Source organism: Vibrio sp. V23_P3S9T160 (assembly GCF_963886625.1).
Classification (GTDB): Bacteria; Pseudomonadota; Gammaproteobacteria; order Enterobacterales; family Vibrionaceae; genus Vibrio; species Vibrio anguillarum.
On record NZ_CAWPDB010000110.1, the window covers coordinates 1 to 20636 of the forward strand.

Annotated in this window: 22 protein-coding genes and 1 rRNA gene; 13 read left to right on the top strand and 10 right to left on the bottom strand. The window is 46.8% G+C overall.

The genetic code is table 11. The annotated features are described in order from the left end of the window. Positions 1-113, bottom strand: a 16S ribosomal RNA gene (locus tag AACU59_RS06760); the annotation flags it as partial. Between the two features lie 552 nt (positions 114-665). Here AACU59_RS06760 and AACU59_RS06765 point away from each other — a divergent pair. Further along, on the top strand, positions 666-1214 hold the full coding sequence (locus AACU59_RS06765; RefSeq protein ID WP_013855523.1) for a gamma carbonic anhydrase family protein: 549 nt from the start codon (positions 666-668) through the stop codon (positions 1212-1214). Here the strand turns inward: AACU59_RS06765 and AACU59_RS06770 are convergent, their stop codons facing one another. The 4 genes from AACU59_RS06770 to AACU59_RS06785 form a co-directional block, all read right to left on the bottom strand. Continuing rightward, on the bottom strand, positions 1215-1481 hold the full coding sequence (locus AACU59_RS06770) for a DUF1488 family protein (protein ID WP_010319906.1): 267 nt from the start codon (positions 1479-1481) through the stop codon (positions 1215-1217). 2 nt (positions 1482-1483) lie between these two features. Beyond that, positions 1484-2314 (bottom strand): shikimate dehydrogenase, encoded by an 831-nt coding sequence (gene aroE, locus AACU59_RS06775; RefSeq protein WP_017046340.1) that lies wholly within the window; start codon positions 2312-2314, stop codon positions 1484-1486. Between the two features lie 64 nt (positions 2315-2378). Then, complete coding sequence (gene hemF, locus AACU59_RS06780; protein WP_010319908.1) at positions 2379-3293, bottom strand: oxygen-dependent coproporphyrinogen oxidase; 915 nt, start codon at positions 3291-3293, stop codon at positions 2379-2381. Between the two features lie 20 nt (positions 3294-3313). Then, complete coding sequence (locus AACU59_RS06785; RefSeq protein WP_017043689.1) at positions 3314-3871, bottom strand: L-threonylcarbamoyladenylate synthase; 558 nt, start codon at positions 3869-3871, stop codon at positions 3314-3316. A gap of 200 nt (positions 3872-4071) precedes the next feature. Between AACU59_RS06785 and purE the strand changes: the two genes are divergently transcribed. After that, positions 4072-4557 (top strand): 5-(carboxyamino)imidazole ribonucleotide mutase, encoded by a 486-nt coding sequence (gene purE / locus AACU59_RS06790; protein WP_010319910.1) that lies wholly within the window; start codon positions 4072-4074, stop codon positions 4555-4557. A 4-nt stretch (positions 4558-4561) separates the two neighbouring features. Beyond that, positions 4562-5701 carry a 5-(carboxyamino)imidazole ribonucleotide synthase gene (locus AACU59_RS06795; protein WP_094144835.1) on the top strand — a complete coding sequence of 380 codons (1140 nt, stop codon included), beginning with the start codon at positions 4562-4564 and terminating at the stop codon, positions 5699-5701. Between the two features lie 57 nt (positions 5702-5758). Here the strand turns inward: AACU59_RS06795 and AACU59_RS06800 are convergent, their stop codons facing one another. From AACU59_RS06800 to AACU59_RS06815, 4 genes are read right to left on the bottom strand one after another with little or no spacing between them, the layout of a single operon-like run. Then, entirely contained in the window at positions 5759-6346 is a 588-nt protein-coding gene (locus AACU59_RS06800) for a DNA topoisomerase family protein (RefSeq protein ID WP_176428516.1), read from the bottom strand. Between the two features lie 27 nt (positions 6347-6373). Further along, complete coding sequence (locus AACU59_RS06805; protein ID WP_013855530.1) at positions 6374-6850, bottom strand: DUF494 family protein; 477 nt, start codon at positions 6848-6850, stop codon at positions 6374-6376. A gap of 2 nt (positions 6851-6852) precedes the next feature. Beyond that, entirely contained in the window at positions 6853-7962 is a 1110-nt protein-coding gene (dprA, locus tag AACU59_RS06810) for a DNA-processing protein DprA (protein ID WP_017048702.1), read from the bottom strand. Beyond that, complete coding sequence (locus tag AACU59_RS06815; protein WP_013855533.1) at positions 7962-9092, bottom strand: LysM peptidoglycan-binding domain-containing protein; 1131 nt, start codon at positions 9090-9092, stop codon at positions 7962-7964. The genes dprA and AACU59_RS06815 overlap by 1 nt, the downstream gene beginning before the upstream one ends. A gap of 140 nt (positions 9093-9232) precedes the next feature. Here AACU59_RS06815 and def point away from each other — a divergent pair, with 140 nt between their 5' ends. The 6 genes from def (at position 9233) to AACU59_RS06845 (ending at position 15502) form a co-directional block, all read left to right on the top strand. Further along, complete coding sequence (def, locus tag AACU59_RS06820; protein WP_038148727.1) at positions 9233-9742, top strand: peptide deformylase; 510 nt, start codon at positions 9233-9235, stop codon at positions 9740-9742. A 16-nt stretch (positions 9743-9758) separates the two neighbouring features. After that, positions 9759-10706: a methionyl-tRNA formyltransferase gene (gene fmt / locus AACU59_RS06825; RefSeq protein WP_088720691.1), complete on the top strand. Its 948-nt coding sequence runs from the start codon at positions 9759-9761 to the stop codon at positions 10704-10706. A 59-nt stretch (positions 10707-10765) separates the two neighbouring features. Beyond that, a complete protein-coding gene (rsmB, locus tag AACU59_RS06830) occupies positions 10766-12046 on the top strand; it encodes a 16S rRNA (cytosine(967)-C(5))-methyltransferase RsmB (RefSeq protein WP_094125643.1) in 1281 nt (426 codons plus the stop codon). 74 nt (positions 12047-12120) lie between these two features. Next, positions 12121-13497 (top strand): Trk system potassium transporter TrkA, encoded by a 1377-nt coding sequence (trkA, locus tag AACU59_RS06835; RefSeq protein WP_026027554.1) that lies wholly within the window; start codon positions 12121-12123, stop codon positions 13495-13497. Positions 13498-13509: 12 nt separating this feature from the next. Then, a complete protein-coding gene (locus tag AACU59_RS06840) occupies positions 13510-14955 on the top strand; it encodes a TrkH family potassium uptake protein (protein ID WP_017043680.1) in 1446 nt (481 codons plus the stop codon). A gap of 1 nt (position 14956) precedes the next feature. Then, positions 14957-15502: a DUF3157 family protein gene (locus tag AACU59_RS06845; protein WP_094144836.1), complete on the top strand. Its 546-nt coding sequence runs from the start codon at positions 14957-14959 to the stop codon at positions 15500-15502. Here the strand turns inward: AACU59_RS06845 and trhA are convergent. Beyond that, positions 15499-16158: a PAQR family membrane homeostasis protein TrhA gene (trhA, locus tag AACU59_RS06850; protein ID WP_088720688.1), complete on the bottom strand. Its 660-nt coding sequence runs from the start codon at positions 16156-16158 to the stop codon at positions 15499-15501. The two genes, AACU59_RS06845 and trhA, sit on opposite strands and share 4 nt — an antisense overlap. 708 nt (positions 16159-16866) lie before the next feature. On the opposite strand from trhA, the gene AACU59_RS06855 reads away from it, so the two are divergent. From AACU59_RS06855 to AACU59_RS06870, 4 genes are all read left to right on the top strand, one after another. Beyond that, positions 16867-17133 carry a YihD family protein gene (locus tag AACU59_RS06855; RefSeq protein ID WP_029189868.1) on the top strand — a complete coding sequence of 89 codons (267 nt, stop codon included), beginning with the start codon at positions 16867-16869 and terminating at the stop codon, positions 17131-17133. Positions 17134-17402: 269 nt separating this feature from the next. After that, positions 17403-18821 (top strand): cytochrome c oxidase accessory protein CcoG, encoded by a 1419-nt coding sequence (gene ccoG, locus AACU59_RS06860; protein WP_017046352.1) that lies wholly within the window; start codon positions 17403-17405, stop codon positions 18819-18821. Positions 18822-18867: 46 nt separating this feature from the next. Next, entirely contained in the window at positions 18868-19854 is a 987-nt protein-coding gene (locus AACU59_RS06865; protein WP_094144837.1) for a serine/threonine protein kinase, read from the top strand. Positions 19855-19884: 30 nt separating this feature from the next. Continuing rightward, on the top strand, positions 19885-20484 hold the full coding sequence (locus AACU59_RS06870) for a thiol:disulfide interchange protein DsbA/DsbL (protein WP_094144838.1): 600 nt from the start codon (positions 19885-19887) through the stop codon (positions 20482-20484). The last annotated feature ends 152 nt before the right edge of the window (positions 20485-20636 follow it).

Consider the following 20636-nt stretch of genomic DNA (forward strand, 5'->3'; position numbering starts at 1 on the left):
CCCGTCCGCCGCTCGCCACCCAAGGAACAAGTTCCTCTGTGCTGCCGCTCGACTTGCATGTGTTAGGCCTGCCGCCAGCGTTCAATCTGAGCCATGATCAAACTCTTCAATTAAAGTTTTGTTGGTCCTAAGACCGGCTCAATGAATACTGACTTCAAAACTGCTCTTACTCGAAAGTAAAAAAGTAATTTTAAAGCTATTGTTGTTCCAACAGAACAACAATGAATTGACTGTGCCAAAATCAAGTAAACTTGATTCTGATTGGTCACTCAGTTCATTGATAAATCTTTTTTGATTATCATCAACGAGTGCCCACACAGATTGATAGGTTTATATTGTTAAAGAGCGTTCTTCGCTGGGTTGCCGAGGCTTCCTTTGAAGAGGCGGCCATTCTAGCGAGATAATGAAAAGTGTCAAACACTTTTTTACATTATTTCGTCTTACCGATTTGACCTACTGATTGGCTGGCTAATTGGGCTTGAACCCTTACTGGCTGTGCCGTGTCAGTGAGGCGGCATTATAGAGATCGCCGTCACGTTGGCAACCCCTTTTTGCTGTTTTTTTTGATTTTCTGTTCGTTGGGATAATTTTTATTCAAAAAGAGTTGTTTTGACGCTATTTCTGTTTAATTTATCTTATGGCGTCAGTTATTAAAGGAGACGAGCATGTCATCAATTCGTAGTTATAAAGGAATATCCCCACAAATCGGACAGCGCGTCTATATAGATAGTAGCTCGGTGTTGGTTGGCGATATTGTTTTAGGCGATGATTCCAGCATATGGCCATTGGTTGCAGCCAGAGGCGATGTAAACCATATTCACATTGGCCAACGTAGCAACATTCAAGATGGCAGCGTACTGCACGTGACTCATAAAAACACCGAAAACCCGGATGGTTTTCCACTTATTATTGGCGATGACGTCACAATTGGCCATAAAGTGATGCTGCATGGTTGCGTAATCCATGATCGAGTCTTAATTGGCATGGGAGCAATTGTGCTCGATGGCGTAGTCGTTGAGTCGGAGGTGATGGTTGGAGCTGGCAGTTTAGTGCCACCAAACAAGGTATTGGTTAGCGGCTATCTTTATGTAGGATCCCCAGTGAAACAGATCCGCCCGCTAACAGATAAAGAGCGAGCTTTTTTGCTTAAATCTTCCGACAACTATGTGCAGAACAAAAATGACTATCTTACGAGTGTCAAAGAAAGCCATTAACTAAGCTTTAATCTCTATTTGTCCATCTAAATTGAACGCTTCATCTTCAATCAAGCTTTCAGCAAGCTCTTCAAGGTCAAATCGCCATTGTTCAAAAACTTGAATAGCTTGCTCACCGTTAGTAATCATTTCACCAGACAGATGGCTCAGTACTGACTTGTGTACCGTACACTCGAGCAAAGCTCCCGCGTGTTGAGCAGGAAAAAGTACGCTTTGGCTTGCCGAGTGCCACGTTTGTCGGTCAGGAAATAAAATCGCTTGATTCATGATTAGCCTTCTAGATTTTTTCTCAGTTCTCTCAATATTTGTCGAGAACCCGGCCTGAGTCCGCGCCATAGCATAAAGCTCTCCGCAGCTTGCCCAACCAACATCCCCAAACCATCATAAGCATGAGCGCAATGATGACTTAATGCCCACTGATTGAATGTTGTTAATCCTTTGCCATACATCATGTCATAGGCAACACTGCTCTTACTGAAGATCGTCGGAGCGATATTTGGCAATTCACCATCTAAACTAGCCGAGGTCGAGTTAATGATGAGGTCAAAATGCTGATTAATCTCTTCCAGCGCGATTGCTTTTACCGCGCCAAAGGGACTAAAAAGCGTGGCGAGCTGCTCGGCTTTTGCAAAGGTGCGGTTGGTAATCACGATACTTGTAGGGTGCTGATCGAGTAAGGGCTTAATCACGCCGCGCGCCGCGCCGCCAGCACCAATCACTAAAATGGAAGCGTCTCGTAGTGGCACTTGGTACTGAAGCAGATCTTGAACCAGCCCTTCACCATCAGTGTTATCACCGATGATTTCGCCATCATCTAATTTTTTCAGTGTATTGACCGCGCCTGCAAGTTGAGCTCGCTCGGTTAATCGATCCGCAAACTGATACGCTTCTTCTTTAAAAGGCACGGTAATATTGCACCCTCGACCACCGGAGGCAAAAAAGGTTTCAGCCGCTTGTTTAAAGCCATCTAGAGCCGCGAGTTGAGCGGTATAGTGCATTTCCTGACTGGTTTGCCGTGCAAAAAGTGTGTGGATCATCGGCGATTTACTGTGTCCGATTGGATTACCAAATACTGCATATTGATCAATGTGATGAGCCATATCCTTGCCTCTCGATAATTAACAGGGCCACCTCGGCGCCCCTATCATTGAAAATGTACCGCGGTCACCACTCCCTCGGCAGCAAGAAGGTGTTTAATTTCGCTTCTGCGCTGCCCTCTTCCGCTTGATAACGATATTGCCAACGAGCTAATGGCGGCATCGACATTAAAATCGATTCCGTTCGACCGCCACTTTGCAAACCAAACAATGTGCCGCGATCATACACTAAGTTGAACTCTACATAGCGACCACGGCGATAAAGTTGAAACTGGCGCTCTCTGTCACCGTACTCCATCGCTTGGCGACGTTCAACAATCGGCAAATACGCAGCGGTGTATCCTTTACCGACAGCTTGCATATAAGCAAAACAGCGCTCAAATCCCCAAGCGTTTAAATCATCGAAAAATAGGCCACCAATACCGCGCGTTTCATTGCGATGAGGGAGGAAGAAATACTCATCGCACCACGATTTATGTTCGGCATACACTTTTTCACCAAAAGGAACACACAGTGCTTTCGCTGTGGCATGCCATGATTGAGCATCTTCTTCAAACGGATAGAAAGGCGTTAAGTCAAATCCTCCGCCAAACCACCAGATAGGATCTTCGCCTTCTTTTTCAGCGATGAAGAAACGAACATTGGCATGAGAAGTCGGAACATAGGGATTGTTTGGATGCATCACCAAAGAAACCCCCATCGCTTCAAAATGACGTCCAGCTAATTCAGGGCGATGCGCGGTCGCTGAAGCGGGCATTTGCTGCCCTTGCACATGCGAGAAATTCACGCCGCCTTGTTCAAAAACACGGCCTTCTTTCATCACTCGAGTTCGCCCACCGCCTCCCAAACGCTCACTCGGTTCGCGATGCCATGCATCTTCTTCAAACAGTGCTTGGCCATCCGCTTGTTCAAGTTGCTGGCAAATGGAGTCTTGCAGCTCAAGCAAAAATTGTTTGACGGCTTGCTTATCAATGGTTGGCATCGCTTACTTCCTTAGCAGGATTAACCCTGTCTTAATACTTGTGAGGTTTTCGCGTCACGAATTTCACTGGGCTTATTTCGACCACCGGTTTGACCATCTAAAATCGCAACCAGTTGCTCACCCAGTTGCGATTCAACTTCTTCCGTTGTCAGGCAAGGTGCAAGACCACTTAAATTCGCACTGGTCGAGGTTAATGGTTTTCCAAACGCATTGCATAGCTTTTGCACTAAAGGATGATCTGTCACACGTACGGCTATCGAATCAAATTGCCCACTCACCCAAGTAGAGACTTTATCACTGGTCGGCATTATCCATGTCACAGGGCCAGGCCAGGTGGCATGTACTCGTGCAAGCTGCTCTGATGTCAACTGGCTCTCATCAATATAAGGAAGCAATTGTTCGTAAGAGGCCGCAATTAAAATCAACCCCTTTTCCACAGGACGCTGCTTGAGCGCTAAGAGCTTCTGAATGGCTTGCGGGTTATCTGGGTCACACCCAACCCCAAACACGCCTTCCGTTGGGTAGGCAATTACTTCACCGTCACGTAGAGCCTGCAAAGTGTGTTCAAAGTTATTCACAAAAACTGTCCATCGGTTTCTTTAATACAGTGCGGCTAAGTGTACAAACTTCGTTGAAAACTGGCTAAAGCTATTTGTTTATAAAATGTATCAATTGCACAATTAAGCTGACGCAAACGTTTTCCTAAGGAAAAAATACTCGTATAATGCGCGCAAATTATCCCGCTCACCCCATTTTTAGAAGTATTAAGGAGTTTGAGATGAAAGTCGGAATTATCATGGGTTCAAAATCCGATTGGCCCACAATGAAGCTAGCTGCTGACATGTTGGATCAATTTGGTGTGGCATACGAAACCAAAGTTGTCTCTGCTCACCGTACACCTCAACTTCTTGCCGATTACGCCACCAGCGCAAGAGAACGCGGCCTTAAAGTCATCATAGCTGGCGCAGGCGGAGCCGCACACCTGCCGGGCATGACGGCAGCGTTTACTAGCTTGCCGGTACTTGGCGTTCCCGTTCAGTCAAAGGCACTCAAAGGGATGGACTCTTTACTCTCGATTGTGCAAATGCCAAAAGGGATTGCGGTGGGCACTTTAGCTATTGGAGAAGCAGGCGCGGCCAATGCTGGGCTGCTTGCCGCGCAAATCATCGGCACCAGTGATGAGGCCGTCATGGCAAAAGTGGAAGCATTTCGTTTAGCACAAACTGAAGCGGTGTTGAGCCACCCTAACCCTGCAGAGGATTGATACTATGCACGTTTTAGTCTTGGGCTCTGGGCAACTGGCACGCATGATGGCGCTGGCTGGCGCTCCTCTGAACATTCAAATCTCCGCTTTTGATGTGGGCAGCGGTAACATCGTCCATCCTTTGACATTACACATCACTGGTCATGGTTTAGACAATGCGATCAAACAAGCGGATGTCATTACCGCTGAATTTGAGCATATTCCCCATGAAATTCTCACTGCTTGTGAGCAAAGTGGTAAGTTTCTTCCTAGCGTCGAAGCCATTAAAGCCGGAGGCGATCGCCGTCTTGAAAAAGCGCTACTCGATGAAGCCAACGCAAAAAATGCCCAATACTTTGTGATTAATACTCGTGAAGATTTAGATACCGCGATAACCAGCGTCGGCCTGCCCATGGTTCTAAAAAGTGCACTGGGTGGCTATGACGGAAAGGGTCAATGGCGTTTAAAAGAAGCTTCACAAGCAGAGCTCATTTGGCCAGAAATGGAAGCCTGTATCCAAGTCACTCCGACTCAAGCGATAGTGGCAGAGCAGTTTGTCCCCTTTGATCGTGAAGTCTCGTTAGTCGGCGCGCGTGCCAAAGATGGCAGCATCGCGGTTTACCCGCTGGCAGAAAATGTGCACATTAACGGTGTACTGAGTTTATCAACAGCGATAGATGACCCAGCCTTGCAAGAGCAAGCACTGTCGATGTTTACCTCGGTTGCCGCTCGTCTCAATTATGTCGGTGTGCTAGCGCTCGAGTTTTTTGATGTGCAGGGAACATTGTTGGTGAATGAAATTGCACCACGAGTCCATAACTCTGGTCACTGGACACAGCAAGGCGCAGAAACCTGTCAATTTGAGAATCACCTTCGCGCAGTATGTGGCTTACCTTTAGGCAGCACGAAGTTACTTCGCCCAACCGCGATGATTAATATTTTGGGTGAGGACAATTTACCAGAAGCCGTGATGGCGATTGAAGGCTGCCACATTCATTGGTATGGCAAAGAGAAACGTGCTGGGCGCAAAATGGGCCATATTAATGTCAGTGCAGATTACAACGCGCAGTTGCAACGAACGCTCTGTTGCTTGGCTGAAGTGCTTGATGCGACAACGTATCCAGCCTTGCACCATTTTGTTCAAGCGCTCAAGCCGACGCTCTAAAATAAACCTAATTGACGATAAATATGGATAAAAAATGGCACGTTCAATGTGCCATTTTTATATGCCGTCACTTTGCTCTGTGGCGGATTGAATATGACCACATTTTCGATCAGCACATTGCAGCTTGATACCACTGGCGAGTTTTTTCTCTATCAATAATCCAAACCCACATTTTTCGCATTTACCGGCAACAGGTTGCTGATTAACGGCAAACTTGCATTTAGGGTAATTATCGCAAGCATGAAAAGTTTTACCATGGCGCGTTTTTCGCTCCACTAAATGGCCTTTCAAACATTCAGGACAAAGCTGTTTTGACTGAGGAACATTGTCTGCAGGGGAATCTGTATCTTGGATATGGTGGCAATGCGGATAATGACTACACCCGATAAACATGCCATAACGACCTTGGCGTAACACTAATTCATGGCCACACTCTGGGCATGGCACACCCAACTCCTTAACGATATGACCATCATTTTGCTGCAGCGGCTTAATATAGTCACAATTGGGATAATGGTTACAGCCTAAAAACAGCCCATGCTTACCCCGACGAAGCTGTAATTGGCCACCACATTGCGGACAAGGCTCATGCTGCAGCGCTTGTCCATGCGCAGAAAAAAGGGGGGACTCGGTTTTACGACTCATAATGCTCAACTAAACGAACGGCTGCAATCAATGCAAAATACCTTGATCTTTGGTGTATAGCAGCTCTTCCATAAGCGTGTAAGCATTTTCATTTCCCGGTACATTAAATAGCACCATCAAAATGATCCACTTTAAGTCATCCAATTCAAATTCATTGGTTTCTAAACCCATCACTCGATCAATCACCATTTCACGAATTTCAGGAGTTAATACTTTCACTTGTTCAAGGAACAATAAAAAACCTCGGCTTTCAAGATCCAGCCTGTCCATCTCTTGTGCTGTGTACATCCGCATCGAAGTCGCAGCACTGGTTGCCATCGCTGAATGAGCATCGGTTTGTTGCAATGCCGCAAGCTCTTCTAACCAATTCAGGGCCTTATAGATATCTTTCTGGTGAAAACCGGCTCGAAGCAATTCATCTTCAAGCTCATCTTGATCGACTTGCAAATCTACATCGCTATGGACGTAGGTTTCAAATAGATACATCAATATATCCATCATCATAGCTAACCCTTCCCCTTACGAATATAGCCGCCAGAAACGGCAACAACATGACCTGAAAGCTCAAGTTCTAAAAGCTGCATCATGACTTCATGGACAGGTATATGGGTCCTGCTCGCAAGAATATCAACAGGCGTAGCCTCTACTCCTACGTTAGCTAACAGTTCAGCAAATGGCAATTGCTGATCGCTCTGTACAGAAAATAAATCAGGTTGAGGCTGCTTTTGGCGCAATGACCAGTCTACTAAGGTGCCAATTTCAGATAATACTTGTTCACTGTTTTGCACCAAGCACGCCCCACAACGAATAAGTTGATTACTACCGTGGCAATTTGGGTTAGCAATGGAGCCCGGAATAACAAACACATCTCGCCCTTGCTCAGCCGCATAGCGCGCCGTGATCAACGAGCCACTTTTCTCCGCCGCCTCCACCACTAAAACACCAACCGCTAACCCACTGATAATGCGATTTCGCCGCGGAAAGTTATCTGGCCTTGGTTTGGCTTTGGGACGAAATTCCGAGACTAATGCTCCGCTTTCCATCACCCGTTGCGCTAATTTTTTATGTCGCGCTGGGTAAATAGATTCAAGGCCCGAACCGAGCACGGCTATCGTCTCACCACCCGCTTGCAACGCACCGTCATGAGCATGTCCATCAATACCTAATGCCAAACCACTGGTAACAAGCAAGCCCTGTTGCACAAATTCTCGCGCAAACTGATGAGCAACTCGTTGGCCATCAGGGCTCGCATTACGACTGCCGACGATCGCCATTTGCGGATCAGAGAGTGCTGTTATTCGTCCTTTGACAAATAAAACCGGAGGTGCGGTAGCAATTTCTTTTAGTAAAGAAGGATAACCATCGCAAAATGGAGTAAGGATATGATGAGACTCATTAGCTTGCTGCCAACTTAGGCATTCTTCAACTTCTTGAGGGGCCGTCTCGCGCAGATAACGGATTTGATCTTGAACTAGACCCAACGCGGCTAACTCCCGCTCGGAATAGTCAATTAAATGAGCAAGAGAAGCGACGCTAGCAAGACGAGAAAGTTTCTTGCCACCCAATTTTGGCACAAAGCTGAATGCTAGCCACGCCGCTAATTCGTTCTGCTCCATCAGCTTGCGGTATCATCCTTAACCACCGAGTCCGTATCGGCTTGTTCATTTGGCTCGATTGTTAGCTCTGGTTTGAGCGGCGAAACCGCGATTACACTTTTACCAATCGGCACGAGGCTATCGGTAATCAAAGCCAAACTAAAATGTTCATAAGGTCGAATGACCATCAAACTGCCCACCAAGCTGCTTGGTAATTGCAGGGTTTCATCAAGGTTCTGTTGGTGCTGTCCTTTCTTTCCAGACACTTTAGAACCGGCTTGAATCAAATCAAACATCGTCCCTTGACGCAGTTGATCTGCAAGACCTTTATCGATCACAACTACCTGATTCTGCGCCGAATACTCACTACCCTCCAACGATCCGAGGATATGCGTTTCAGCTTGTAGTCGCGATGGCGATGGGAAAAAAGTGGTTGAAAGCGTTAAGGTTTCGACGCCCACTTCAGGTAGGGCAATATCATTGACTCTTATCTCTTGTTGCTGTGCGGTGATGGTTAGCCCGCTAAAAGCCTCATCGGCGGAGACCAATTCACCAGAAGCAATCAAACGCAAAGCAACCATAGTTTTATTTTTCGCGGCAGCATCATGACGAGAAAACTCAGCGATTTCACGATAAATACCCCATTTGGGGTGAGTCTGTTGCCCGCTTATGTAGAGCGTATCTTGCGCCGTCAGGTATTGTTTACCGTCGCTGGCACCGAGCACACGCTGGCTTTCTTGTAATGTTTGCTTATCCAGTAAGCGATCCGTATACAGATACGGCAACACTAATCCCTCTTGCACCGTCGGAACCGCTTTTTTCTCAAGCACACGCACTTTCGGACTCAACTTGACCATAGGTTTTAAACTCAACACCGGCTGTCCGTTACGCCAGACTAAGGTCAGCTTATCGCCGGGATAAATCAAATGCGGGTTATCGATCTCTGGGTTAATTTGCCATAAACGTGGCCACAACCAGGGGTTATCAAGATAGAGCGCAGAAATATCCCACAAGGTATCTCCTTTGACGACCGTGTATGTCTGCGGGGCATTTGCTTTGACGGTGAGCGCCATATCCTCCGCCGCCAACGCATTAACGACCAATGACAACGGTAAAAACACACACACTAAATAACGAATAAATCGTGACATGACCTCTGTTCCTTGGCCGAAATAAGTAAGGATGAATCAGATTATTAACATTTGGATGCTGTCATTTGGGTCATAAAATGTCTAGAATTGAGCCAACAAGCTTTAAGCTGTTTCGGCACAGTTCAATATTTCGAGTGTATATGTCTGTATTACAAGTATTAACATTCCCAGATGATCGTCTTCGTACCGTGGCAAAACCGGTAGAGAAAGTGACACCTGAGATCCAAAAAATCGTCGATGACATGATTGAGACTATGTACGACGAGGACGGTATCGGCCTTGCCGCAACGCAAGTCGATATTCACCAACGCATCGTTGTGATCGATATTTCAGAGAGTCGCGACCAGCCAATGGTTCTGATTAACCCTGAAATTTTAGAGAAACGCGGTGAAGATGGCATTGAAGAAGGCTGTCTGTCGGTCCCGGGCTCACGCGCCCTTGTTCCTCGCGCAGCAGAAGTCACAGTCAAAGCGTTAGATCGTGATGGCAACGAATTCTCATTTGAAGCGGATGACCTTTTAGCCATTTGTGTTCAACACGAGCTTGATCACTTACAAGGCAAACTGTTTGTGGATTACCTTTCGCCATTAAAGCGTAAGCGTATTAGAGATAAGCTAGAGAAAATCAAACGCTATAACGAAAAAAACTAACTTAAGTGAGGTTACCTTGAGCCAATCATTACGCATTGTGTTTGCAGGTACTCCGGACTTCGCCGCCCGTCATTTGGCGGCGTTGTTGTCTTCGGAGCATGAGGTTATCGCGGTGTACACTAAACCAGATAGCCCGGCAGGGCGCGGTAAAAAACTGACCGCCAGCCCAGTGAAACAGATGGCCGTTGAGCACAATATTGCTGTGTATCAACCAGAGAACTTTAAGAGCGACGAAGCCAAGCAAGCGCTCGCCGATCTCAACGCAGATTTAATGGTAGTAGTCGCCTACGGATTACTGCTACCAAAGGCCGTACTTGATATGCCAAGGCTTGGCTGTATTAACGTACACGGTTCCATTCTGCCACGGTGGCGTGGTGCCGCACCGATCCAACGCTCGATCTGGGCGGGAGACAGTGAAACGGGTGTAACCATCATGCAAATGGATGTCGGCCTAGATACGGGCGATATGCTCAAAATTGCTAAGCTGCCGATTGAGGCAACAGACACCAGCGCTTCTATGTATGACAAACTGGCCGAGTTAGGCCCACAAGCGTTGGTAGAATGCATCGCCGATATCGCCAGTGGCAAAGCGATTGCCACTCAACAAGATGATACATTGGCTAACTACGCACAAAAACTTAGCAAAGAAGAAGCCAAAATCGATTGGTCAGCGGATGCTGCTTTTATTGAACGCTGCGTGCGCGCTTTCAATCCATGGCCAATGAGCCATTTTGATGTGGCTGAGAACAGCATTAAAGTGTGGCAAAGTCGCGTTGAAGCACAAACCAGCGACCACCCTGCAGGCACGATTGTTCAAGCCGATAAATCGGGTATTTATGTGGCAACCGGCAACGGCTTACTGGTGCTTGAGCAGTTGCAGGTGCCGGGCAAAAAAGCGATGTCAGTGCAAGACATTCTCAATTCGCGCGCAAGCTGGTTTGAAGTCGGCACACAACTTAGCTAAACCTTAACGAGGGCAGAGATGCCCTCATTGATTTTCATTTATTTAAAGTCGGTACTTCTATGAATGTTCGCGCAGCTGCGGCTAACGTGTTGTTTCAAGTGGTTGATAAAGGCCACTCACTTTCTCACGCACTTCCTGCGGCGCAAAAAACCATCCGCCCAAGAGACCACGCTCTGTTGCAAGAGATCTGCTATGGGGCTTTGCGTTATTTGCCTCGTTTGGAGTCAATTGCCAATGAGCTAATGGACAACCCACTGAAAGGGAAAAAGCGGGTTTTTCACCATCTTATTTTAGTTGGTATCTACCAATTGAGCTTTATGCGCATTCCCGCTCACGCCGCAGTAGCCGAGACGGTTGAAGGCACCAAAACATTGCGCGGTGAAAATTTAGGTGGGCTAATCAACGCCGTATTGCGCAGCTACTTGCGCGATCAAGAAGCACTGGACGCTATTGCCGTTAGCCACAACGCAGGCAAATATGGCCACCCAAGTTGGCTACTTAAACTGTTACAACAAGCGTACCCAGAACAGTGGGAAACGGTTGTACAAGCGAACAATCAAAAAGCGCCAATGTGGTTGCGCGTCAACCGTCAGCACCACACTCGTGATGAATATCTTGCACTACTAGCTAGCGAAAATATCGAGTGCAGCGTGCACTCTCACGCCGCCGACGCAATAAAACTCGCTGCACCTTGCGATGTAACGCTTTTACCCGGTTTTGATCGTGGTTGGGTATCGGTGCAAGATGCCGCGGCGCAGCTAGCGATTGACTACCTTCAACCTAAAGCAGGCGAGCTGATTTTAGATTGCTGCGCCGCCCCAGGGGGTAAAACCGCGCACATCCTGGAGCACACACACGATACTGAAGTGGTTGCGATTGACAGCGATGCAACCCGCCTTGAACGCGTCTATGACAACTTAGAACGCCTGCAACTTCGCGCTGATGTGATCTGCGGTGATGCTCGTTATCCTGAAGAATGGTGGCATGGCGAACAATTTGACCGAATTTTATTAGATGCACCTTGCTCTGCCACTGGGGTTATTCGCCGTCATCCAGACATCAAATGGCTACGTCGTGGTAGCGATATTGAGGCATTGGCTCAATTACAAAGCGAAATACTGGACGCAATGTGGAAGCAATTAAAAGTCGGTGGCACTATGGTTTACGCAACCTGCTCAGTCACTCCACAAGAAAACAGCTTGCAGGTCAAAGCCTTCTTAGAACGAACTCATAACGCTCAATTAGTGGGTTCCGATCGTGAGCAGCCGGGGCGTCAGATACTTCCCGGAGAAGAAGATATGGACGGTTTTTACTACGCAGTATTAACCAAACAAGCGTAAATTCGACGCACATTGGCAGCATTATTGCTGCCTTTTCAGTGGCCGATATTCGGCAGGTAGAAAGAGAACAGAGTATGAAAATCATTATTCTTGGTGCAGGTCAGGTCGGTGGCACACTGGCCGAAAACTTGGTCGGCGAGAACAATGACATCACCATTGTCGACAAAAATAGCGACCGCTTGCGCGAGCTGCAAGACAAGTACGATTTGCGGGTGATTCATGGCCACGCCAGCCACCCTGATGTATTGCGTGAAGCGGGTGCACAGGACGCAGACATGCTGGTTGCGGTCACCAATACCGACGAAACCAACATGGCGGCATGCCAGGTGGCGTTCTCTTTGTTTAATACGCCCAACCGAATTGCGCGTATTCGTTCTCCTGAATATCTGCTTGAAAAAGAGACTTTGTTTCAGTCAGGCGCGATCCCGGTGGATCACCTCATCGCCCCTGAAGAGCTAGTGACGAGCTATATTGAACGGTTGATCCAATACCCCGGCGCACTGCAAGTAGTGAGTTTTGCCGAAGAAAAAGTAAGTCTAGTGGCTGTGAAAGCTTACTACGGCGGGCCACTGGTGGGTAATGCTCTTTCAGCGCTGCGTGAGCACATGCCGCACATTGATACCCGCGTCGCGGCCATTTTCCGCCAAGGTCGGCCGATTCGCCCACAAGGCACTACCATTATTGAAGCTGACGATGAAGTGTTCTTCGTGGCAGCCAGTAATCATATTCGCTCGGTCATGAGTGAGCTACAGCGGCTGGAAAAAACCTATCGTCGTATCATGATTGTTGGCGGGGGTAACATTGGGGCAAGCTTAGCTAAACGTTTAGAGCACAGCTACAGCGTTAAACTGATTGAGCGTAATTACCCACGTGCAGAGCAGTTATCGGAAGAGTTAGAAAACACCATAGTATTTTGTGGTGATGCAGCGGACCAAGAGCTGCTAGCCGAAGAGAACATCGACCAAGTCGATGTATTTATTGCGCTCACCAACGAAGATGAAACCAACATCATGTCCGCCATGCTCGCCAAGCGTATGGGCGCGAAAAAAGTGATGGTACTTATCCAGCGTGGCGCGTATGTCGACCTCGTACAAGGCGGCGTGATTGATGTCGCGATTTCACCCCAACAAGCCACCATTTCCGCACTGCTGACTCACGTACGTCGTGCCGATATCGTTAACGTCTCTTCGCTACGCCGTGGCGCGGCAGAGGCGATTGAGGCAATTGCACATGGCGACCAAAACACCTCTAAAGTGGTGGGACGCGCAGTGGGTGATATTAAACTGCCACCGGGCACAACCATTGGCGCGATTGTGCGTGGTGAAGAAGTGTTAATCGCCCATGACCGCACTATTATCGAGCAAGATGATCACGTGGTGATGTTCTTAGTGGATAAAAAGTACGTGCCCGATGTGGAAGCCTTGTTCCAACCTAGCCCATTTTTCCTATAGGTCATTGGCGTCATGCTGAATTTACGCCCCATTTCATTCGTTATAGGACTCGTGCTGTCTAAGCTCGCCCTATTTATGTATGTGCCGACACTGGTCGCTTTTTTTACCGGTACGGGTGGCTTCCTTGATTTTGCTCAAGCGGTCATCATCACTCATATTGTCGCCTTTATCTGCTTAAGCTTGGGGCGTACCGCACACTTTAAGCTCAGCGTGCGCGATATGTTTCTCATCACCAGCTTAGTGTGGACGGTTGCCAGCGCTTTCGCGGCGCTCCCTTTCGTCTTTATCAACCACATCAGCTTTACCGACGCCTACTTTGAAACCATGTCAGGGTTAACCACTACAGGTTCAACCGTGCTCAGTGGCCTTGATAATATGCCGCCCAGCATCTTGTTGTGGCGTTCTATTCTGCAATGGCTTGGTGGGGTTGGGTTTATCGTAATGGCGGTAGCGGTATTACCAATGCTCAATGTGGGTGGGATGAAATTGTTCCAAACCGAATCGTCTGATTGGTCCGATAAAAGTAGCCCACGCGCCAAAACTGTCGCGAAAAATATTGTGCTGGTCTATTTGGTACTGACCTTACTGTGCTTGATTGGTTATATCCTCACTGGCATGACGCTTTTTGAAGCGATCAACCACTCATTTACCACCTTGTCGACTGGTGGATATTCCACCTCCGACGGTTCGATGAACCACTTCTCAAACGGTGCACATTGGGTAGCAACGCTGTTTATGTTTTTGGGGGGCTTGCCCTTTCTACTGTTTGTCGCTGCGGCCCGAAAACAAAATATCAAAGTGATCATAAAAGACGCACAAGTTCGCGGATTTGCTTATCTTTTCCTAATTGCCAGTCTCATCATTGCGTTGTGGCTGAATCTCAAACTAGGCTACTACTGGTTGGACGCCCTGCGAGTGGCGATGTTTAATATCGTTTCAGTGGTCACGACTACTGGTTTTGGTTTGGAAGATTTCACCGCCTGGGGCGCACTGCCAAGCACACTGTTTATCTTCTTAATGGCAGCAGGAGCTTGTTCCGGCTCAACCTCTGGTGGGATTAAAGTGTTCCGCTTCCAAATTGCGATGACGCTGCTCAATAAACAAATTATGAAGTTGGTCCATCCATCAGGCATCTTCGTACAGCGCTATAATCATCGTCCAGTTAATGATGATATTGTCCGCTCAGTCGTCGCTTTTGGTTTGACCTTTTTTATCACTGTCATTGCTATCGCAGGCGCGCTCAGTGCTATGGGCCTTGACCCTGTCACCAGCATTTCAGGTTCCATCACCGCAGTGGCCAACGTTGGTCCCGGAATGGGCTCGGTGATTGGTCCAACGGGCAACTTCGCACCACTGCCTGACGCAGCAAAGTGGGTTCTGAGCTTAGGGATGTTGATGGGGCGTTTAGAAATTTTGACGATTATCGTTCTGTTTTTCCCTGCATTTTGGCGACGTTAAGATGAAGACAATACCTGTGATAATGATGCTGTTAAGCATGACAGCAAGCGCCGTATCTTGCGCGCAAGTTCTGACCTTAGAAGATGGCCGCCAGGTGAAACTCAATGATGATTTCACATGGCAATATGTTGAACCGCAATCAATGTCGCCGGAAACCGTCATTCACGCGGCCCCTATTGCTCAAAAAGCCCGAGCAACCACCTTTGAGATGGAGAGTGGAAAACCGATTTTACAACTGTCAGATTCTGGAGTGGAAGTGGTACTCGGCGCGGCTTACTACCAAGGAGATACACTCGTTATCCCAACAGCCATCACCAATCAAAGCTCGCAATCTGTCATTGCGGTAGTGCTCAGCATCACTCTTTATGACGAGCAAGGTCAACCACTGCTCACTCAACAGTTATCCATTTGGCAATCCATTAAACGGATGGCTGATAGCTATTTACGCCCACAAACTCAAGCGCAAGGAAAGCCGATTACCCTTCAGGTTGATCGCCAGCAAGGCTATCAAATTTCGGCCAACATTGAGCGGGTCGAAATGCGTTAAGCACTTACTGGGTGAACAAAAAGGTAAACCGCAAAAAAGTGACAAGCACTGCCACCTAGCACGAATAAATGCCAAATCGCATGGTTATAGGGAATGCGTTTCGCTACATAAAAAATCACCCCGAGCGAATAGACCAAACCACCAACAGCAAGTAGCACCAAACCACCGACCTCGATATTGAGGGCCAGTTGGTAGATCACAACCAAGGATAACCACCCCATCGCCAAATAAGTCACTAGTGAGAACTTTTTAAAACGATAGACAAAGGCAATTTTCATGATGATACCGAGCAGCGCCAGCAGCCAGATCACCACCATAAGACCTATCGCCAAAGGAGTGCGAAGGCTAACCAACAAAAAGGGGGTGTAACTTCCGGCAATCAGTAGATAAATGGCACAGTGGTCGAACGTTTTTAGCCAGCGTTTGGCTTTCGGTGTCGCAACGGAGTGATACAGCGTTGAAGCAAGGAATAACGCTATCATGCTGCCACCATAGAGACTCATGCTGATATAAGTCAATGCATCGGCCTGCGCACTTGTTGCCTTGATCAGCAGCAAGACTAAACCAACAAAACTAAGCAATAGCCCCAAACCATGACTCAGTGCATTCGCCCGTTCTTCACCAGCACCATAGCCGTCATTGTCAACAGCAGACATAAACACCATACCAAAAGCAACAAAATGTAGGCTTAGTATTGCACACCTCAGCTTACAGTTGTAAGCCTAAATGAAGATTTCATAACGAACGGGTATCAAGGAGAGCGATAAATCGCGAGTTTTTTGTAAACGACATAGGTACCTCCTATTTAACAAAACGCGATGCAATGCCGATCAGATGACAAACTCAACCAAGCATCTCACACAATTTTAAGCTTTATTTGCAAGAATATTCATCTCAACAATCGTTCAACTATCGATCAATTCAAAACTTGGTGCTAATCTAACTACGATATGAAAGCATATCGTTATTCCTGAATCATTATTTGGATTGGCGAGAGCCAGAAGAGCCACCCTTCAATTATGAAGCTCAACTCATGGTGATTCAGGCCATTAGATTGGCAATGGATGTGCCTGACCGTTAGGTTAATGAATGCGCCCAACAGCTGTCAGGTTTTCGCACACAAACCGTAGTGCAATGCGTCGTCGTAGTGGTTTTGCTGCTGCTCCGACTGCAAAAAAAGTCGCTCCAGCAATGACTTTAGTTGAAAAAAATGCCCTTACTGCATCGAGCACAACTAATGTTGTTCAGGCAGCATAATTAAAAAGCGCAGCTAAACCCTGCGCTTTTTCTTTGCGCTCAATTGGACTTCAATCCGCAATTTGATACCTTTACTCAAAATACTTATAAAAATTGGGGAAAAGAGAATGCAATGTCATCGAATTGAAGAGCTAATTGAACTACTTGCGCCTGAATGGCAAAAAGATCAGCAGCTCAACTTAATGCAATTCATCACCAAACTGGCTCAAGAAGCGGGTTATAAAGGACCTTTAGAAGCACTCACGGATGATGTATTGATCTACCATCTAAAAATGCGCAACAGCGCCAAAGACGAAATGATTCCAGGCCTGAAGAAAGATCAGGAAGATGATTTTAAAACAGCCATTTTACGCGCGCGTGGCATCATAAAATGATGTAGCCCCTGTGATAATGATCAAGATAGCGGCCTTATTAGGTCGCTTTTTTATTATTAGCGATAAGCCTCACGAGTTGAGGCTTTATTGTTAAAGGTTGATAGTGTTAAAGAAATAAAATTGTTATTGGCGTTATACTTGCCGCTTAATAAATAAAGATTGAACAATGATAATTTCTCATCTTGGTATTGCACCCAAAGAGAAAACAGCAATGTCGCAGAGTGTGAACTAAAAGAAATCACACCTTACAGCCCAACAAGGATCATTTCATGAGTCAGGACAAAATCGATATAAAGGATGTGACTCCTAAAATATTCAACCCCAAAACTCACAAAGGCAACGGTGACCGTTTTAACCCCAGCAACCGTATTTATGTGCGCGAAAGTAAAGGTACTTATCAACAACTCCGCCGCTATGGTGGCTGGTTTTTACTGCTGCTTTTTACTTTAGTACCGTGGATCTCTTATGGTGATCGCCAAGCGATTTTGCTCGACATCGGCCACCAGCAATTTAACTTTTTCGGCACCACACTTTACCCACAAGACCTAACTCTACTTGCCCTGTTGTTTATGATTGCGGCATTCGGCCTGTTTTTTATTACCACTTTTCTTGGCCGTGTCTGGTGTGGCTATCTGTGCCCGCAAACTGTGTGGACATTTATCTACATTTGGTTTGAAGAAAAACTCGAAGGCGCCGCCAATAAACGCCGCAAGCAGGACTCAGGAAAACTCACAGCTAATCTTGCTATAAGAAAAGCCATCAAACACATTGCTTGGCTGGCGATTGCACTCGGTACTGGTTTTACTTTTGTCGGCTATTTCGTCCCGGTACGCGAACTCGTGGTGAACTTTTTCACACTCGATGAAAGTTTCTGGCCCGTCTTCTGGGTACTCTTTTTCACCCTTTGTACTTACGGAAATGCAGGCTGGATGCGTTCGATCGTCTGCATCCATATGTGTCCTTATGCTCGCTTTCAGTCTGCGATGTTTGACAAAGATACCTTTATTGTTGGCTATGACAGCAAACGCGGTGAAACTCGCGGGCCACGCGCTCGTAAAGCCGATCACAAAGCACTCGGTTTAGGTGACTGCATTGATTGTGATTTGTGCGTACAAGTGTGTCCGACTGGCATCGATATTCGTGATGGCTTGCAGTACGAATGCATTAACTGCGGCGCTTGTATTGATGCGTGCGATACCACGATGGAACGTATGGGCTATGAAAAAGGGCTCATCAGCTATACCACAGAACACCGCCTCTCCGGCCACCACACAAAAATACTCAGGCCTAAATTGCTCGGTTATGGCACGGTACTGCTGGTGATGTTTGGCTTATTCATCGCTCAAGTAGCCAGTGTTGATCCGGTCGGCTTAAGTGTATTGCGTGATAGAAACCAGCTATTTAAAACCAACAGCAATGGTGAAATTGAGAACACTTACACCTTGAAAGTCATCAACAAAACTCAGCAAACGCAAGAGTATAAGCTTGACGTGAAAGGGCTATCGGACGTCTCTTGGTATGGTAAACAAACCATTCAAGTCAAACCAGGAGAGGTATTGAACCTACCAACCAGCCTTGGCGTCGCTCCTGACAAACTCAGCTCTCCTATAGCGACGATTCAGTTTATACTCACGGACAGTAACCAATTCACGATAGAAGTTGAGAGCCGGTTTATTAATAAACTCTAACTTCGTAACGAATGGAAAAGGGCTCAGTAATGGGCCCTTTTTAATCATGACCAAAGCTTCTTTCCATTTTGATGCACTCACCCCTGATAACATGTGGTATGCCTTAGAAAGCATCGGCATTCGTGCTGAATCAGGATTTCTGGCACTCAACAGTTACGAAAACCGCGTTTATCAATTCATCGATGAAGAACGCCAACGCTATGTGGTGAAATTCTATCGACCTCAGCGCTGGAGTGTTGAGCAAATTCAAGAGGAGCACGATTTCACACGCGAGCTGTACGCGGCGGAAATTCCGATTGCTGAGCCATTGCTCATCAACGGTGCAACCTTACATCACTATCAGGGCTATCATTTCGCGCTGTTTAACAGTGTGGGTGGGCGGCAGTTTGAAGTGGACAATATGGACCAATTAGAAGGCGTGGGCCGGTTTCTTGGACGCATTCATCACATCAGTGCCACTCGTACATTTGTTCATCGCCCAACCATCAGCTTAGATGAGTATCTTTATCAACCCAAACAGCTATTGGAAAATGCGTCCTTCATACCTCAGCACTTGCAAAATACCTTTTTCAGTGACTTATCGTTATTGATCAACAAAATTGAACAGCAATGGCCAGCAAAATCCGCGGCCATCCGCTTGCATGGTGATTGCCATCCAGGCAATATTTTGTGGCGAGATGGGCCTATGTTTGTCGATTTAGACGATGCTCGCAATGGACCAGCAGTACAGGATTTGTGGATGCTACTCAATGGCGAATTGCAAGATAAGCGAATGCAGTTGGACATTATCTTAGAGTCGTATCAAGAGTTTCACGATTTTAATCCAGCCGAATTGAAACTAATTGAACCGTTACGCGGTCTACGAATGGTGCATTACATGGCATGGTTGGCCAAACGATGGCAGGACCCTGCTTTTCCACTCGCCTTCCCTTGGTTTAATGACCCTAAATATTGGGAAAGCCAAGTGCTTGCGTTTAAAGAACAAATAGCAGCATTAGACGAGCCTACGCTCTCACTAATGCCACAATGGTAAGTCACCTTGAAGCAATAAATGGAGTATACAATGAAGAAGCTTTTTGCACTGGTTGCAACCTTACTGCTGAGTTTATCGGCTCATGCAGCCCAATTTAAAGAAGGTGAGCATTACAAAGTGCTTGATCTTGAACCCTCTAAAAATCCAACCGTGACGGAGTTTTTCTCCTTTTACTGCCCACACTGCAATACCTTTGAGCCGATCATCGCCCAACTGAAAAAGCAGCTCCCACAAGGGGTTACTCTGCAGAAAAACCATGTTTCTTTTATGGGTGGCTCTATGGGTAAATCAATGAGTAAAGCTTACGCCACCATGCTTGCCCTCAAAGTTGAAGACAAAATGGTGCCCGTGATGTTTAACCGCATCCACACGATGCGTAAACCACCAAGAGATGATGCGGATCTACGCCAAATCTTCCTAGACGAAGGTATTGATACAGCAAAATTTGATGCCGCCTTTAATGGTTTTGCCGTCGATTCAATGGTGCGCCGCTTTGATAAACAGTTCCAAGAAAGCGGCCTTTCAGGTGTGCCTGCTGTCGTGGTTAACAATCATTATTTGGTGCAGGGACAAGGTGTTAAATCGACCAATGAATACTTCGAACTGGTCAATTACCTACTGACCAAGTAATCATTCCCAAATGAGGAGCACAACGGCTCCTCATTTTTACTTAATCAAGTTCAACCTTGCAGCGCTTTCTCATACAACCAATCTTGAAACACAAGCCATCGCAGCACAAAACTGTGTATGCCTAAGACAAAGCTCACCCTTCATTCATAAAA

Bases quoted from the DNA above. Each gene is read 5' to 3' on its own strand.
- AACU59_RS06765 (WP_013855523.1), top strand. From the start codon at position 666: ATGTCATCAATTCGTAGTTATAAAGGAATATCCCCACAAATCGGACAG.
- AACU59_RS06770 (WP_010319906.1), bottom strand. From the start codon at position 1,481: ATGAATCAAGCGATTTTATTTCCTGACCGACAAACGTGGCACTCGGCA.
- aroE (WP_017046340.1), bottom strand. From the start codon at position 2,314: ATGGCTCATCACATTGATCAATATGCAGTATTTGGTAATCCAATCGGA.
- hemF (WP_010319908.1), bottom strand. From the start codon at position 3,293: ATGCCAACCATTGATAAGCAAGCCGTCAAACAATTTTTGCTTGAGCTG.
- purE (WP_010319910.1), top strand. From the start codon at position 4,072: ATGAAAGTCGGAATTATCATGGGTTCAAAATCCGATTGGCCCACAATG.
- AACU59_RS06795 (WP_094144835.1), top strand. From the start codon at position 4,562: ATGCACGTTTTAGTCTTGGGCTCTGGGCAACTGGCACGCATGATGGCG.
- AACU59_RS06800 (WP_176428516.1), bottom strand. From the start codon at position 6,346: ATGAGTCGTAAAACCGAGTCCCCCCTTTTTTCTGCGCATGGACAAGCG.
- AACU59_RS06805 (WP_013855530.1), bottom strand. From the start codon at position 6,850: ATGATGATGGATATATTGATGTATCTATTTGAAACCTACGTCCATAGC.
- dprA (WP_017048702.1), bottom strand. From the start codon at position 7,962: ATGGAGCAGAACGAATTAGCGGCGTGGCTAGCATTCAGCTTTGTGCCA.
- AACU59_RS06815 (WP_013855533.1), bottom strand. From the start codon at position 9,092: ATGTCACGATTTATTCGTTATTTAGTGTGTGTGTTTTTACCGTTGTCA.
- def (WP_038148727.1), top strand. From the start codon at position 9,233: ATGTCTGTATTACAAGTATTAACATTCCCAGATGATCGTCTTCGTACC.
- rsmB (WP_094125643.1), top strand. From the start codon at position 10,766: ATGAATGTTCGCGCAGCTGCGGCTAACGTGTTGTTTCAAGTGGTTGAT.
- trkA (WP_026027554.1), top strand. From the start codon at position 12,121: ATGAAAATCATTATTCTTGGTGCAGGTCAGGTCGGTGGCACACTGGCC.
- AACU59_RS06840 (WP_017043680.1), top strand. From the start codon at position 13,510: ATGCTGAATTTACGCCCCATTTCATTCGTTATAGGACTCGTGCTGTCT.
- AACU59_RS06845 (WP_094144836.1), top strand. From the start codon at position 14,957: ATGAAGACAATACCTGTGATAATGATGCTGTTAAGCATGACAGCAAGC.
- trhA (WP_088720688.1), bottom strand. From the start codon at position 16,158: ATGTCTGCTGTTGACAATGACGGCTATGGTGCTGGTGAAGAACGGGCG.
- AACU59_RS06855 (WP_029189868.1), top strand. From the start codon at position 16,867: ATGCAATGTCATCGAATTGAAGAGCTAATTGAACTACTTGCGCCTGAA.
- ccoG (WP_017046352.1), top strand. From the start codon at position 17,403: ATGAGTCAGGACAAAATCGATATAAAGGATGTGACTCCTAAAATATTC.
- AACU59_RS06865 (WP_094144837.1), top strand. From the start codon at position 18,868: ATGACCAAAGCTTCTTTCCATTTTGATGCACTCACCCCTGATAACATG.
- AACU59_RS06870 (WP_094144838.1), top strand. From the start codon at position 19,885: ATGAAGAAGCTTTTTGCACTGGTTGCAACCTTACTGCTGAGTTTATCG.